Below are 14698 nucleotides of genomic sequence, written 5' to 3'. Positions count from 1 at the left end.
ACCCCATCCCCCCGGGCAGAGGATCCTCACGGAATCCATGCGCTTCACTTCCTTCACGAATTTGTGAAATCGGCGTAGCATCGCCGCCATGAACACGATCATCCGCACCGACGGCCTCACCAAGCACTACGGCCGCGTGCATGCGCTCGACGGGCTGGACCTCAGTGTCGACGAGGGCCAGGTGCACGGCTTCCTCGGCCCGAACGGGGCCGGCAAGTCCACCACGATCAGGATCCTGCTGGGTCTCGCACGCAAGACCGGCGGATCCGCCACCGTCTTCGGGGACGACCCGTGGACCGCGGCCGTCGACATCCACCGCCGCGTCGCCTACGTGCCGGGCGACGTCAGCGTCTGGCCGAACCTCTCCGGCGGCGAGGCGATCGACTTCCTCGCCCGACTGCGGGGCGCGACGACCAAGGATCAGGGCTACCGCGCCGAGCGGGAGCGGCTGATGACGGCGTTCCAGTTCGACCCGCGCAAGAAGGGCCGCGCCTACTCCAAGGGCAATCGGCAGAAGGTCGCGCTCATCGCGGCGTTCGCCGTCCCGGCCGACCTCTACATCCTCGACGAGCCGACGAGCGGGCTGGATCCGCTCATGGAGGTCGTCTTCCGCGACGAGGTGCAGCGGATCCGGCGCTTCGGAGCGACCGTGCTGCTGTCCAGCCACATCCTGTCCGAGGTCGAGCTGCTGTGCGACCGGGTCAGCATCATCCGCGCAGGGAAGATCGTCGAGTCGGGCACGCTGCCCGAGCTCCGCCACCTCACCCGCACCGAGGTGTCGTTCGAGGCCGCGGACGCATCGGCCCTGGCCGGGATCCCCGGAGCTCACGACGGCATGATCGACGACGGCCGCGCGCGGTTCACGATCGACAGCGACGCGATCCCGTCCGTGCTCCCCGTGCTGGCTCAGCGCAGCGTGACAGGTCTGCGGATCGAGCCGCCGTCCCTCGAGGAGCTGTTCCTGCGGCACTACGGCGACGACCTCGCCGCCCTCCGCGCCGCCGAGGACGACTCGTCGACAGGCACGCGCGCCTCGCGCCGTGCCGCGGCGAAGGAGTCATGATGGGCGCCCTGCTTCGGCAGCGCCTGCGCCGCGACTGGCTGCAGGTGCTCCTGTGGATCCTCGCCACGGTCCTGATGGCCTTCGCCGGCTACGCCGGCGTCACCCAGTCCTACGCCACGCACACCGACCGGGTCGAGGTGCTCTCGGCCGTGATGGCGAACCCGGTCATCATGATGTTCCGAGGCCTCCCCTCCGGTGCGTCCGAGGGGCAGTTCCTCTCGTTCGAGATCCTGCCCTGGCTGACGATGCTCGCGGCCCTGATGAGCACGTTCCTCGCCGTCCGCCACACGCGCGGCGACGAAGAGGCGGGACGGGCCGAGCTCGTCGCCGCCACACCGGTCGGGCGTGCGCTCCCCACCATCGCGACGATCATCCACGGCGTCGCCGCGAACGTCGTGCTCGGCGTGCTGGTCGCACTCGCGCTGATCGGATCCAAGCTCGACGCCCCCGGATCCTGGCTCATGGGTGCGACCTCCGCGACCACCGGCATCGCTTTCCTCGGGATCGGCCTCATGGCCGCGCAGCTCATGCGCACCTCGCGCGGCGCCAATGCGCTCACCGTGTGGATCCTGGTCGGCACGTTCCTCGTGAACGGGATCGGCAACGTCGCGGGCACTCCCAGCGACGACCTCACCCGCATCACGAGTTCCGGCCTGGTGTGGGCTTCGCCCTTCGGCTGGGCCGAGCAGGCCCGCCCGTACGACACGGACAACGGATGGCCCGCGCTGCTCGGACTCGCCTTCGGACTGGTCCTCGCGATCGTCGCCGTGGCGCTGCAGTCGGCTCGTGACATCGGCGAGGGCTTCGTCCCCGCCCGCCCCGGCCGGGTGCACGCACGGCCCGCACTGTCGACGCCGCATGCGCTCGTCTGGCGGCTCACCAACGGCGCGATCATCGGCTGGGCCATCGGCGGCGCGCTCACGGGCCTGCTCGCGACCAAGCTGTCCGGGCTCGCCGGGCAGATCTCCGGGCAGAACCCCGCGGTGCAGCAGATCCTCGACAAGATCGGCAAGGCCGGCAACCTCGAGGAGACGGTCGTCTCGGTGTTCTTCACGATGATGGGGATCCTGGCCGCCTGCGCGGCGGTGCAGATCGTCGCGCGCGCACGGCAGGAGGAGGCGCATGGCACGGCCGAGAGCGTGCTGGCCCAGCCGATCGGACGCGTGCGGTGGCTCCTCGACTATCTGCTCGTGGCGACGTTCGCGATCGCGATCATCGTGGTCGCGACGATGCTCGCGGCGTACGCCGGGCTCGCGGGCAACAAGGATGGGTCGTCGCTCGCACAGGTCGTCACGGTGGTCGGGCTCGGGCAGGGACTCGCCGCGTGCGTGTTCACCGTGCTCACGGGCCTCGTGTTCGTGCTGCTCCCCCGCGGCACCGTGGGCATCGCCTGGGCGCTCGTGCTGCTCGCCACGCTGTTCGGGCTGTTCGGGCCGCTGTTCGGTCTGCCGGAGTGGACCACACGGTTCTCGCCCTTCTCGGTCACCCCGATCGTCATGAACGGCGACGTCGATCTGCGCGGCACCTGGTGGCTGGCGCTCATCATCGCGGCGGGCGCGGCGGCAGCGCTCACGCTCATGCGCCGCCGCGAGCTGCATGCGGCGGGCTGACCCGGCTCGACCGCGGGAAGATGGAGTCATGAACGCGCAGGATCCGTCACCCCCCGTGCATCACGGGGTCGATGCCGCGGAGGCCGCGGCGGCGATGATCGCCGCTGTCGGCTTTCCGCGCATGCCGGGCCGGGTGATGATGGCGCTCATCGCCGCGCCCGCCGACGGCTACACGGCCGCGGAACTCGGGGACCGCCTCGGGGTGAGCGCCGCGGCGGTCTCCGGCGCCGTGCGCTATCTGCAGACGATCCAGGTCATCCGCCGCGTCTCCCGGCCCGACCGCCGACGCGACCAGTACGTGATCATCCCGGACACCTGGTACGGGCTCATGACCAACAACGGCCCCATCTACGATCGGCTCGCCGCGCACATCGAGGCGATCGGCGCGGAGCACGACGAGGACCACGCCGCCAGGGACCGGGCCTCGGAGATGGCCGAGTTCTTCCGCTTCATGGCGCGGCGCATGCCGGAGCTCGTGGACGAGTGGGAGACGTATCGCGCGGGACTCCGCGACACCTGATCGCGGTCAGCTCGCGCGACGACGCCCGTCGGCGTCCGCGATCGGAAGCATCCCCACCGTGAGACCATCGAGCAGGCTGCCGGGCGCGATGCCCAGGGCGTCGGCGATCCGCACGAGCGTCGGGACGCTCGGCATCGCGCGGCCCGTCTCGTAGGCGCGGATGTTCGACGAGTCGATGCCGCTGTGCGCGGCGACCTGGTCCTGCGTCAGCGTGGCGGCCAGACGGGCTCCGCGGATCTTCTCGCCGATGTGCGAGGCAGCGGCGGATGGGACTCGGGGCACCCTTCAAGCGTCCGAAATACCGGCGAGATGTGCCAGGGCGGACTCACCCGGGCTTTAAGCACCTGCGGTCTTCGACGACCTGAGACCAGGAAGGGCCCGCCGGAGCGGGCCCTTCCGAGGTCTCAGCCGGCGAGCACCACGCGGAGCTGTTCGAGAGCCCAGTCGAGCTCGGTCGCGCGCACCACGATCGGCGGCGCGATGCGGATCGTCTGACCGTGCGTGTCCTTCACGAGCACGCCGCGATCGAGGAGCTTCTCGGCGATCTCCCGGCCGGTGCCGCGGGACGGATCGATGTCGACGCCGGCCCAGAGGCCCGCCACCCTCACCTCCGTCACCCCGTGGCCGAGGAACGCCTCGAGCCCTTCGCGCAGGTGCGCTCCGAGCGCGCGGGCGCGCTCCTGGAACTCCCCCGACTCGAGCATCTCGACCGCGCGCAGCCCGACGGCCGCCGCCAGCGGGTTCCCGCCGAAGGTGGATCCGTGCTCGCCAGGGCGGATGACGCCCAGCACGTCCTCGTTGCCGACGACCGCCGACACGGGCAGGATCCCGCCGCCGAGCGCCTTGCCGAGCAGGTACAGATCGGGCACGACGCCCTCGCGGTCGCACGCGAAGGTCTCGCCGACGCGGCCGAGGCCGGACTGGATCTCATCGGCGATGAACAGCACGTTCCGCTCGTCGCAGATCTCGCGCACCCGACGCAGGAATCCCTCGGGCGGGATGATCACACCGCTCTCGCCCTGGATCGGCTCGATGAGCACCGCGACCGTGTCGTCGGTGATCGCGGCGGCGATCGCCTCGGAGTCGCCATACGGGACGGCGTCGAAACCGGGCGTGAACGGGCCGAAGCCGTCGCGCGCCGACTCGTCGTCGCTGAAGCCGACGATCGTCGTGGTCCGACCGTGGAAGTTGCCGTGCGCGACGACGATGCGCGCGGCATCGGGGCGCACGCCCTTGACGCGGTAGCCCCAGGCGCGCGCGACCTTGATACCGGTCTCGACGGCCTCGGCGCCCGTGTTCATCGGCAGCACCAGGTCCTTGCCGCACAGTCGCGCGAGCGCGGCGGCGAACGGCTCGAGCCGGTCGTTGCGGAAGGCGCGGCTCGTGAGAGCGACGCGGCCCAACTGCTCCTCGAGCGCGGCGACGAGCGCGGGGTGGCGGTGCCCGAAGTTGACGGCCGAGTAGGCGGCGAGCAGGTCGAGGTAGCGCTTGCCCTCGACGTCGGTCACCCAGGCGCCCTCGCCGCGGGCGATCGTCACCTCGAGCGGCGCGTAATTGCGCGCGACATGCGGCTCCGCGCCGGCATCCGGATCCTGCCCCGCGATCGTCCCGTGCTCGGCGAAGCCCAGACCCGGTACCTGAGCCTGTCGAAGGTCAGGCGTCATCACGCACCGCGCAGTTCCAGGGTGCAGCACTTGATGCCGCCACCGCCGAGCAGCAGCTCGCTGAGGTCGATCAGGATCGGGTTGTAGCCGCGCTCGCGCAGCTGCTTCTCGAAGCCCTTGGCGCGCGGCGAGATGATGACGTTGTAGCCGTCGCTCGCGGAGTTCAGCCCGAACACCGCACCGTCCTCGTCGGAGACCAGGATCGCGTCCGGGAAGCGCTCCTCCAGGGCCTTGCGGCTGGCGTCGTCGAAGGCGTGCGGCAGGTACGCGATGTTGGCGGCCGCGGGGCCGCCGTTCGCCTCGCCGATCACGGGGTCCAGCACGGTCAGGGCGGTGTCGAGGTGGTAGAAGCGGGGGTCGACCAGCGTCAGCGTCACGACCTCGCGGCCGAAGACCTCGCTCACCTCGCGGTGGCTGTCGCCGGCGGAGCGGAAGCCGGTGCCGGCCAGGATCACGTCGCCGGCGAGCAGGAAGTCGCCCTCGCCCTCGTTGATCTCCTCGGGCATGACGGTGTCGAAGCCGTTCGCGCGGAACCAGTCGGCGAACGCGGGGGCCTCGCCCTGGCGCTGCGCGTAGTAGAAGGACGGCACGTAGGCGCGGCCGCCGATCACGAAGCCGCCGTTGGCGGTGTAGACCATGTCCGGGTAGCCGGCGAGCGGCTCGATCAGCTCGACCTCGTGGCCGAGCTCGAGGTACAGGTCGTACAGCTTCTGCCACTGCGCCACGGCCTTGGCCGTGTCGGTCGGGTTGGCCGGCTCCATCCACGGGTTGATGCTGTAGTTCACCGTGAAGTGCTCGGGCTTGCACATCAGGTACCGGCGGTGGTGCGCGGTACGGGCCGGCGTGGCGGTGGCGGTCTCAGGCGTCGACATGAGGCTCCTCGGAATCTTCGGTCGCGGCGGACGCTGTCCTGAGGCCCGGCGGTCCTTCGATCCGGCACATCGTGGATGCGAGGAGAAGATGCGACACGGGCACGCCGTCGTCCATTGTCTCACCCGAGGCTGGACGTGGCCATCACGGCGCGGTGCCGGTTCAGATCACCTCCGCGCTCCAGTCGTCCGGGTTGCCGTAGCGGTGCGCGGTGATCGCGATGGCCTGCTCGTGCAGGAACGGCAGCAGCTCGATCCGGCCGGCCGTGGTCACCTCGCCCGCGAAGATCGCCAGGTCCGGATCCCCTTGCACCGCCTCGGCGAGCGCGGCGTGCAGGGCCGCGACGTCATCCGTCGCCCCCACGATGCGCACGCGGTTCGGGCGCGCCGGCGCGCCCTCGACGGCGGTTCCCCTCTCGCTCCCGTCGCGATTTCTGCCGCTTTCCGTCCGGCTTTCCGGCAGTTTCTGAGACGGGAGCAGACCGGACGGGAGCAGGTCGGATCCGTCGCCCGGCGTGGCCGGTCCGGTGAACCGCTGGGTCCACTCCTCGTCGCTCTCCACGAACACGGTGACTCCGGCCTCGCCCAGCACGCGGCGCACCGCCGCGGGAAGGCCGATCGGCGAGGAGAGCGTGAACGCGCCCCCGCCGCGGATCGCGGCGATCGCCACCCGCAGCAGCGCCCGCAACGGGGCCTCGCCCGTGGCGCGGACGGCGACCGGCACCGAGCGGTACCGGAACAGATTGCGCTCCACGCCGAGGCGCGAGACGTCGCGCACCCTGCCGAACTCGCGATCCCAGGCCAGCGCATCCGAGAGCGCCGCGCGACGCAGCCACTCGAAAGCCGTGTAGTCGAGCGACGGCTGCGCGGCCTCGATGAGCGCGGTGATCCGCGAGTCCAGTCCGCGCAGGTGCAGGGTCGTGGATCCGGCGCCGCCCGTGTCCCGCCAGGAGCCCAGCCCGATGAGGTGGTTCGGCCCGCCCGCCTTGGCGCCGGTGCCGACGGAGGAGCGCTTCCAGCCGCCGAAGGGCTGACGCTGCACGATGGCGCCGGTGATGCCGCGGTTCACGTACAGGTTGCCGGCCTGCACGCGATCGAGCCAGAGCGCGAGATCGGCCGGATCCTGCGTGTGCAGCCCCGCGGTGAGGCCGTACTCGACGGCGTTCTGCAGGTCGACCGCCCTCGCGAGCGTCGGCGCGTGCATGATGCCGAGCACCGGACCGAAGAACTCCTCGCGGTGGAAGCGCGATCCGGGCTGTACGCCGAGGCGGATGCCCGGCGTCCACAGCCGCCCCTCGGACCCGGGGATCTCACGCGGCTTCAGCAGCCACTTCTCGTCCGGGGCGAGTTCGGTGAGCGCCCACTTCAGCTTGCCCTGCGGCGGCTCGATCACGGGACCGACCTCGGCGCGCGGATCCTCGGGCCAGGCCACCCGCATCGACCGGGCCGCGTCCACGAGCTGGCGCGCGAACCGGCGGGAGCGGCCCACGGGGCCGACCAGGATCGCGAGCGATGCGGCGGAGCACTTCTGCCCGGCATGCGCGAACGCGCTCTTCACGAGGTCGGCGACCGCGAGATCCAGATCCGCGGACGGGGCGATCACGATCGCGTTCTTGCCGCTCGTCTCGGCGTGCAGCGCCAGATCGTGCCGCCAGCTGCGGAACAGGGCGGCGGTCTCGAAGGATCCGGTGAGGATCACCCGGTCGACGTCGGGGTGCGCGATGAGTTCGCGGCCGAGCTCTCCCTCGGAGACGTCGACGAACGCGAGCAGATCACGCGGGATCCCGGCGTCCCAGAGCGCGGCGGCGATCACGGCGGCAGAGCGCCGTGCCTGCGGGGCGGGTTTGAACACGACACCGGATCCCGCGGCGAGCGCGGCGAGCACGCCGCCGGCGGGGATCGACAGCGGGAAGTTCCACGGCGGGGCGACCACGGTGAGCCGGGCCGGCACGAACGCGGCCCCGGGGATCGCGTCGAGCTCGCGGGCCTTGGCCGCGTAGTAGCGCGCGAAATCGACGGCCTCGCTGACCTCGACGTCACCCTCGGAGATCACCTTGCCCGTCTCGGCAGCGGCGACCTCGATGAGCTCTGCCCTGCGCGACTCGAGCACCGCCGCGATCCGCAGCAGCACCTCACCGCGCTCGGCCGCCGGCCGCGCACCCCAGGCCGCGGCCGCGGTGCGAACCCTGGCCAGGATCCGGTCGAGCTCCTCCGCGTCGGTGACGCGGGCGCTGCGCACGATCCCGTCCCCCGTCGTGGATCCGGGGATGCGGGCGAGGATCTCGCGCGCCCACTCCCGGTTCGCGGGGAGTGCCGGATCGCTGTCGACGGCGTTGCGGAAGCCCGGGGCGCCTGCGGCGATCGCGGACTCGTCCTCGCGCGCGGCGAACACGGCCGTCTCCACGAAGGTGTCGCCGGGATCCACGGCCTCGGCGATCCCGAGCACGGCCTGGGTGAGCGCGGCGGACTCCGCATCCGGATCCGTGGTGAGCGCGGCGGACTCGTGCACCGGGGCGAGCCGGTTCTGCCGGCGGCGCGGGCGCGCAGGCAGCGCAGGGTCGGCGGAGCGTTCGAGGGACAGCGCGAAGCGGTTGATCTCGCGGTCCAGCGCATCCGGATCCTCGTGGAGCCGGAAGGCGGAGGAGAGGAAGTTCTCCGGCGAGGCCGTCTCCTCGAGTCGCCGCACGAGATAGCTGATCGCGACGTCGAACTCGCGCGGCTTCACGACCGGGACGTAGAGCAGCACGTGCCCGACCTCGCGGCTCACCGCCTCGACCTGGCCCTGCGCCATGCCGAGCAGCATCTCGAACTCGATCGGCGCGGATCCGGATCCCGCATCGGCGGTCGCGACGCGATCGGAGCGAGAGGGAACGCCTTCTGCGTCGGGGCGCGTTTCGTCTCGGTCGCCCTCCGGGCGTCCTCGCTCAACGTCCGGAGGCAGCAGCCCCGTCGAGGGCCGCACCCCGCGGTCGCCCGCGAGGAGCCACGCATATGCGATGTCGAAGAGGTTGTGACCGGCGATGCCGATGCGCACGGCTCGGACGGATTCGGGCGTGAGCGCCTCGTCCAGGCAGCGCAGGTAGTTCGCGTCGGTGTCGATCTTGGTGTCGTAGGGCGCCGGCGTCCAGCCATGCAGGGCCGCTTCCACGCGCTCCATCGCGAGATTCGCGCCCTTCACGAGGCGCACCTTGATCGGCGCGCCGCCGTGGTCGACGCGATCCTTCGCCCAGGCGGTCAGCTCGCGCAGTGCTGGCAGCGCGTCGGGCAGGTAGGCCTGCAGCACGATGCCCGCCTCGAGGTCCTTGAGCCGCGGATCCTCCAGGATCCTCGTGAACACCGCGATCGTGAGGTCGAGATCGCGATACTCTTCCATGTCGAGGTTGATGAAGGTCTGCACGCTCTTCGGGCTCGTCGATGCCCACGGATCCCCTGCCGCCGTCAGGTACAGCGGCAGCAGCCGCTCCGCGACCTGTTCGACGACCTCGTCGAACGCCCACATCGAGATGCGGCTCACGACCGCCGACACCTTGACCGAGACGTAGTCGACGTCGTCGCGGCGGATGAGCTCGTGGATCCCGTCCAGCCTCCGCTGCGCCTCGTCCTCCCCCAGCACGGCCTCGCCGAGCAGGTTGAGGTTGAGCCGGGCGCCGCCGGAGCGCAGCTTCGCGATCGTCGGGGTGAGCTTGGCGGAGCGCGCGTCGGCGATGAGGTGGCCCACCATCTCGCGCAGCACCGTGCGCGCGATCGGCACGGTGGGCGCGGGGAGCCCCTGCGCCACGAGACCGCCGGCACGGACGGCGGCGCGCAGGTACCAGGGCAGGAATCCGGGCACGAGCGGCGCCACGCGGTTCAGCCCGGCGGCTGCTGCGCCGAGGCTCTCCGGCCGCATCACGTCGTCGACGAAGCCGAGCGTGAACGACAGCCCGTTCGGGTCCCGCAGCACCCCGGCGAACCGCTCGGCGGCCGGATCCGCATGCGTCGCGGCGGCTTCGTCGATCCAGCGCTGGGCGAGGACGACGGCCCGGCGGGCACGCTCGGTCTCGGCGGCGTTCAGCCACTGCGGCATCGGTTCGTCCTTCCCGCCTCGCGCCTTCGGGGGTGGGCGCGGAATGCTCCCCTCCAGCATGGCGCTCCTCGGCCCGCACGGCAGGGCGGCACGCCCTCCGCGCCTCTCTATATGCTGTGCTCGTGGGGGAAGAGCACGAGGCGGATCCCGCGCCGCCGGCCGTCGCGGAAGCGGCCACGCGCGCGGCTTCCGAAGCGCGCATGACGGCGTGGGCCAGGAAGATGACCGATCGCGTGCCGACGGGCTGGCTGATCAGCGGCGCCGGGGCGGTCCTGCTCGCATCCACGGCGGCGTTCGGTGGCCTCGCAGACGTCCCGAAGCCGAAGCCCGCGGAGCTGCGGGCGGGTGAGCACTTCGTCGGATCCGAGCTCGACATGTCGGTGGTCAGCGCGGCGATCGGCGGAGAGGTGCGCGGGACGAGCATCTACCCCGCAGCGGGGCAGCGCACGCTTGTCGTCGTCCTCGATGTCACGAACGAGTTCGACAAGCCTCGGCTCGCCGCCACGAAAGACGCCCTCCGCGGAATCGGCGTCGAAGACGTCGCTCTCGAGGGGTTCGATGCGAGCCGCGTGGTCGACGGCAGCAACACCACGTTTCTGCAGCCTGACGTACCCGCCCGAGTGCGACTCGCCTGGGCAGTCGACGCGGACGTCGTCTCCGTAGGGGATGAGATCCGCATCGCACTGCCCGATTCCACTCACTACGTCGGCGAGCTCTTCACCCGCGGCGACTACTGGTCCGACGTCCGCACCGGCGCGTTCGTGACCGTGCAGGTCGACGCGGTGCCCGCCGAGCAGGAGGCGACGCCGTGAGCATTCCCCCTCCACCTCCGCCGGCCACCGCGGCCAGGTCGGCCCTGGTGCCTGCCGCGGCACCGCACCGACGCCTGCGCACCGCCGGGACCTGGGCCCTGTCTGCTGCGCTCGTCGTGGCGACATGGGGTCTCACCCAGGTGCAGAAGCCCGAAGACGCTCCCTACGAAACGTTCGTCAGCGCGACCATTGTGGGCGAGACCGCCACGGCACGCAATCTGTCGGTGACAGTCACCCGCGTCCGTGCAGGGCGGGCGGTGTCGGACGGAGGCCGCTGGCATGCCGAGGGCACCTGGCTCGTCGTCGACTTCGATGCGGCTGCCGTCCAAGATCAGTTCGGGGCTCTGCTGCAGGTGACGAACCTGCACCTCGGCGGGCGCACCTACTCGGCCACGGAGCGCGGGGAGACCGCTGCGGACATGGTCCTGATCACGGGCGTGCCCCGGCACGGCAGCATCGCGTTCGAATTGCCCGAGGGCGCGCTGAAAGGAACGGCGACGCTTGAGTTCGCCCCCACGTACACCACGGTCGCCGACGGGGTGGTCGAGGTCACCGTCGACCTCGATTCCCTGCCCCTGCAGAACGAGGTGGAATTGGATCCGGAGAGGTGGGCGCGATGACGTCCAGCGCGCGCGGCTGGTGGCGCAGCAACGCCCTCGCGCTCGGCCTCGTGGCCGTCCTGCTGCCCGCCACGGTCCTCGGGATCGGATGGTGGCAGTGGAAGTACGCCTACCCCGACTCCGGTCAGCCGATCTGGGCCGTCGAGCCCGGCGCATCCGGCACCGTCGACCTTCAAGAAGCGACCTGGGGGCCGGTGCGGGCGAAGGAGGTGTCGGACACGAAAGGCCTCGACATGCCACGGAACGCCAAGCTCATCCTCGTGGGAGTGAAGGTGACGCCCACGGCCGACAAAGGGCCAGGCTGCTGGGCACCGAAACTCGTCGAGAAGAGCACGGGGAGAGTGTGGCTTTCGGCGCGCACCGAGCTGGGGCTGCTCTGGGACGACGAGGAGCCCGAGGACTGCGTGCCCACGCTGGAAGGCGAGAAGGCCGAGCCCTACGAGCTGGTCCTGCCGTACGTCGTCCCCGACGACGTACGGGGCCCGTTCTGGGTCGAGGTGGAACCGCTCTTCGCCGAGTCACGATTCGTTCGCTTCAGCGTCGACCCCTGATTCGCATCAGTCCGGCGGATTCAGGGGCGGCGCCGGGGCACCGGGAGGCAACGACGCCGTCATGTCGACCGAATCGCCTGCTCCCCCACGAAGCCGCGCCGCGGGCAGGGCTCCCGCGGCCGCAGTGATGGCAGCTGCGTCGACCTCTTCCGCGGTGGCGGGCGCCGCCGCGTCGGTGCGGGCCTCCTGCGCACGGCGCAGCATCCCGAACGTGGTGTCGTAGGCGCCGGCGATCAGGGCGAAGCGGATCGGCTCGACGATGAGCGGCGGGATGAGGAAGATCACCGGCCAGTACACGGCCCAGAACAGGTCAGCGTCGTGCGGTCCGATCCACCGGCTCACCCCGTAGCGCAGCCACGACTCAGCGACGATCACGACCGTGTAGAGCAAGGCATAAGAGGCGATGATCACCGGCCCCGCCCGCCACATCAGCAGAATCGCCCGCCAGATCGGGAGAAATCGCGAGCCGAGCTCCGTGCCCAGGTCGCGCAACCGGCGCATCACCGGATTGGGCACCTGTGCGACGCGATCCCGCATCTCAGTAACGAGGCGGTGCTGGATCTGCAGCTTCTCGGCGACGATCGCCTGGCCGTAGACGACGCCGGCGACCGTGAGCCATGCCAACGGCGCGAGCAGGACCGGACCGGCCTGTGAGAGGAGCCAGCCGACCCCGTCGCCCAACCAGACGATCGGCGGGAACCAACCGCCGAACGCCGTTCGCACCTCGCCGAGCCAAGCCATCACCGCCCGGTTGTCGACCCAGGTCGTGGCGGCGTCAGTGAGGTCCTTCAGCAGAAGGATCGAGAAGAACACCCAGACCACCTCGCAGTACACCGCGAGCACCGCGAAGGTCCGGGACAGCCTCTTCGACCAGCGGCCCCACGCCCACCGTGCGCCGAAGGCGACGACGATGATGAGTACGGTCCAGACGTTGAACGAGAGCTCGAGCACGTTGTCGCCCGGGTCGAAGGTGCGATCGGTGCCGAGCGTGGCGCCGATCTCCTCCTTGTTCTTGGCGAGGGCGCGCAACCCGTACGCTTGCACGTCCTCGCGCAGCAGGCCCTGCGCGGCATACACCGCGAAGAACGGCAGAATGCTCGCGAGCAGCGCCGTAAGGAAACTGCGGCGGCGTTCACCGGCGGACTCCGGCACCGGAGCCACACTCTGCAGGGAGCGCAGGCCGTCACGCATCGACAGCAGCATGCCGACCAGGCTGATCAGCCGGGCGAGCACCGCGAACGGAAGGATCAGCAGTCCGCCGACGGAGCTGTAGGCGCCGACGAAACCGGCCAGCTCCGTGACCCAGTAGTTCGCGATTGTCCCCGCCAGATACCACGCGAGCATCGCCGGCCAGTGCATCCACAGCACCCGGCCGGTCGTCCGAAGTATCGCCCCCACGGGCTCAGATTAGCGCGCAGGCCCCAACGGCGACGAGACCGCGCTGGCGCATGCGGTCAGTCCGCCCAGACGCTGGGCGCGGGCGCCTTGGTCGGCGGCAGCGCGGATGCCGCAGCCCAATCGTGGATCCAGTCCTCGACGCCGGGCACGTCCTCCGGACGGCCCAGCGCGCCGAAGAACTCCTCGTGCGAGACGGTCCCCCCGGTGCGGCGCAGCATGCGCGCGCGCACGATCACCTTGGCGTACACCTCCCCGTCGACCACGGCGCGGTGCTCCATGAACAGCGCCTTGTCGTCGTGGCCGATGAACCGGGACTCGACGTCGAAACGCTGCCACAGCTCGAGCGATTTGCGGAACGTGATCGTCTCGCTCGAGACCACGGCGTACCAGCCGCGCTCCTTCATCGCATCGAACAGCCCGGTGCGGATCAGCAGATCCCACCGGCCGAGGTCGAACAGGGACAGATACCGGCCGTTGTTCATGTGCCGCAGGATGTCCAGATCCGTCGGCAGCGTGGTGAGACGGATCCGCCCGACCGCCGTCGGAGCCAAGGTCTGCCCCCGGCGGGACCGCCGGCGAGCGGAGAGGACGACGAGCAGGGTGCGCCAGATCACGTTCACACGAGGAGCGTAGTGAATCCGGCATGGATTCCCCTGATCGATTGTCGGATTCACACAGTCCCGGCACGACGTGCCAGAGCGCCCGTAGAGCCGATGTCACTCGATTTCGTGTCCGCGCACGGCGCGCGTAGAGTCGCGAACATGAGCGCCGAAGCCCTTCCCACCGTCACCGTCCGGCCCGTTCGCGATGTCGATGCCGAAGCGCTCGGCCGTGTGCACGCGAAGTGCTGGCACGAGACCTACGACCACCTGATCAGCACCGCCACGCTCGAGGCGGTCTCGCCCAAGCGACTGGCCGAGCTGTGGACGCACTGGGCCTCCCAGGGCGAGGAGTACCGCATGAGCGCGGCGCTCGTCGACGGCGAGATCGTCGGCTTCGTCGGCTCCGGCCCCGCCCGGGACGAGAACCCCCCGGCGGAGCGCGAGCTCTACTTCATCTACCTCCTCGATGCCTGGCACGGCACCGGCATCGGCCAGCGCCTGTTCGACGCGGCCGTCGGCGCCGGCGAGAACTCCTACCTCTGGGTCGCCGAGGACAACCCCCGCGCGCACCGCTTCTACGTGCGCAACGGCTTCACCCTCGACGGCGCCAGCCAGCAGGAGCCCTTCCTCGGCGAGACCATCAAGGAAGTCCGCTTCGTGCGCTGACCTCTACCGCGCTTCTGCGTCGAGGCCCCCTCTGAGCATCCGCACCCCCTCGGGTGTGCGCAGCTAGGAGGGGGCCTCGATGCTGCGAGGGGGCGTGGACGGATCCGGCCGTGAGGGCACTTGTCCCACGCAAGGTGCGCAGCGCAGCGACGCCCCACGGGGCACCCCACCTCGTAGAGCACACTCTCCGCGCCCAGGCCCCCTCCGAGCATCCGCACCCCCTCGGGTGTGCGCTGCTAGGAGGGGGCCTCGATGCT

Annotated in this window: 13 protein-coding genes; 7 read left to right on the top strand and 6 right to left on the bottom strand. The window is 70.8% G+C overall.

Annotated elements, in window-relative coordinates:
• Positions 1–88: 88 nt before the first annotated feature.
• The 3 genes from CQ044_RS17010 to CQ044_RS17000 are packed head-to-tail and all read left to right on the top strand — an operon-like array spanning position 89 to position 3193.
• Positions 89–1063 carry an ABC transporter ATP-binding protein gene (locus CQ044_RS17010; RefSeq protein WP_181158361.1) on the top strand — a complete coding sequence of 325 codons (975 nt, stop codon included), beginning with the start codon at positions 89–91 and terminating at the stop codon, positions 1061–1063.
• The gene (locus tag CQ044_RS17005) at positions 1063–2673 is read left to right on the top strand and encodes an ABC transporter permease (RefSeq protein WP_258133355.1); all 1611 of its coding nucleotides are present in this window, start codon (positions 1063–1065) and stop codon (positions 2671–2673) included. Before CQ044_RS17010 ends, CQ044_RS17005 begins: the two co-directional genes overlap by 1 nt.
• A gap of 28 nt (positions 2674–2701) precedes the next feature.
• Positions 2702–3193, top strand: coding sequence for a GbsR/MarR family transcriptional regulator (locus CQ044_RS17000; protein ID WP_105689561.1), 492 nt, complete (start codon positions 2702–2704; stop codon positions 3191–3193).
• Between the two features lie 6 nt (positions 3194–3199).
• Here CQ044_RS17000 and CQ044_RS16995 read toward each other — a convergent pair whose 3' ends face one another.
• The 4 genes from CQ044_RS16995 to CQ044_RS16980 all read right to left on the bottom strand — a co-directional run bounded on the left by CQ044_RS16995 (position 3200) and on the right by CQ044_RS16980 (position 9792).
• Complete coding sequence (locus CQ044_RS16995) at positions 3200–3475, bottom strand: helix-turn-helix domain-containing protein (protein ID WP_052679998.1); 276 nt, start codon at positions 3473–3475, stop codon at positions 3200–3202.
• Positions 3476–3597: 122 nt separating this feature from the next.
• Positions 3598–4857: an ornithine--oxo-acid transaminase gene (gene rocD, locus CQ044_RS16990; protein WP_105689560.1), complete on the bottom strand. Its 1260-nt coding sequence runs from the start codon at positions 4855–4857 to the stop codon at positions 3598–3600.
• A complete protein-coding gene (ddaH, locus tag CQ044_RS16985) occupies positions 4857–5729 on the bottom strand; it encodes a dimethylargininase (protein ID WP_105689559.1) in 873 nt (290 codons plus the stop codon). The genes rocD and ddaH overlap by 1 nt, the downstream gene beginning before the upstream one ends.
• A 160-nt stretch (positions 5730–5889) precedes the next feature.
• The gene (locus tag CQ044_RS16980; RefSeq protein ID WP_105689558.1) at positions 5890–9792 is read right to left on the bottom strand and encodes a bifunctional proline dehydrogenase/L-glutamate gamma-semialdehyde dehydrogenase; all 3903 of its coding nucleotides are present in this window, start codon (positions 9790–9792) and stop codon (positions 5890–5892) included.
• A gap of 122 nt (positions 9793–9914) precedes the next feature.
• Between CQ044_RS16980 and CQ044_RS16975 the strand changes: the two genes are divergently transcribed.
• The 3 genes from CQ044_RS16975 to CQ044_RS16965 are packed head-to-tail and all read left to right on the top strand — an operon-like array spanning position 9915 to position 11775.
• Complete coding sequence (locus CQ044_RS16975; protein WP_105689557.1) at positions 9915–10604, top strand: hypothetical protein; 690 nt, start codon at positions 9915–9917, stop codon at positions 10602–10604.
• A complete protein-coding gene (locus tag CQ044_RS16970; RefSeq protein ID WP_105689556.1) occupies positions 10601–11224 on the top strand; it encodes a hypothetical protein in 624 nt (207 codons plus the stop codon). Before CQ044_RS16975 ends, CQ044_RS16970 begins: the two co-directional genes overlap by 4 nt.
• Positions 11221–11775, top strand: a complete 555-nt coding sequence (locus tag CQ044_RS16965) for a hypothetical protein (protein WP_146116821.1) — start codon at positions 11221–11223, stop codon at positions 11773–11775. Before CQ044_RS16970 ends, CQ044_RS16965 begins: the two co-directional genes overlap by 4 nt.
• Positions 11776–11781: 6 nt before the next feature.
• Here the strand turns inward: CQ044_RS16965 and CQ044_RS16960 are convergent, their stop codons facing one another.
• Positions 11782–13173: a hypothetical protein gene (locus CQ044_RS16960; RefSeq protein ID WP_146116820.1), complete on the bottom strand. Its 1392-nt coding sequence runs from the start codon at positions 13171–13173 to the stop codon at positions 11782–11784.
• A gap of 56 nt (positions 13174–13229) precedes the next feature.
• A complete protein-coding gene (locus CQ044_RS16955) occupies positions 13230–13793 on the bottom strand; it encodes an acyl-CoA thioesterase (protein ID WP_105689553.1) in 564 nt (187 codons plus the stop codon).
• A 141-nt stretch (positions 13794–13934) separates the two neighbouring features.
• Between CQ044_RS16955 and CQ044_RS16950 the strand changes: the two genes are divergently transcribed.
• Positions 13935–14441, top strand: a complete 507-nt coding sequence (locus CQ044_RS16950) for a GNAT family N-acetyltransferase (RefSeq protein WP_105689569.1) — start codon at positions 13935–13937, stop codon at positions 14439–14441.
• Positions 14442–14698: the final 257 nt, after the last annotated feature.

Source organism: Microbacterium sp. MYb64 (assembly GCF_002979495.1).
Lineage (GTDB): Bacteria > Actinomycetota > Actinomycetes > Actinomycetales > Microbacteriaceae > Microbacterium > Microbacterium azadirachtae_A.
This window is presented reverse-complemented; position numbering and strand designations above follow the sequence as displayed.

Bases quoted from the DNA above. Each gene is read 5' to 3' on its own strand.
- CQ044_RS16980 (WP_105689558.1), bottom strand. From the start codon at position 9,792: ATGCCGCAGTGGCTGAACGCCGCCGAGACCGAGCGTGCCCGCCGGGCC.
- CQ044_RS17000 (WP_105689561.1), top strand. From the start codon at position 2,702: ATGAACGCGCAGGATCCGTCACCCCCCGTGCATCACGGGGTCGATGCC.
- CQ044_RS16950 (WP_105689569.1), top strand. From the start codon at position 13,935: ATGAGCGCCGAAGCCCTTCCCACCGTCACCGTCCGGCCCGTTCGCGAT.
- CQ044_RS16965 (WP_146116821.1), top strand. From the start codon at position 11,221: ATGACGTCCAGCGCGCGCGGCTGGTGGCGCAGCAACGCCCTCGCGCTC.
- CQ044_RS17005 (WP_258133355.1), top strand. From the start codon at position 1,063: ATGGGCGCCCTGCTTCGGCAGCGCCTGCGCCGCGACTGGCTGCAGGTG.
- rocD (WP_105689560.1), bottom strand. From the start codon at position 4,857: ATGACGCCTGACCTTCGACAGGCTCAGGTACCGGGTCTGGGCTTCGCC.
- CQ044_RS17010 (WP_181158361.1), top strand. From the start codon at position 89: ATGAACACGATCATCCGCACCGACGGCCTCACCAAGCACTACGGCCGC.
- ddaH (WP_105689559.1), bottom strand. From the start codon at position 5,729: ATGTCGACGCCTGAGACCGCCACCGCCACGCCGGCCCGTACCGCGCAC.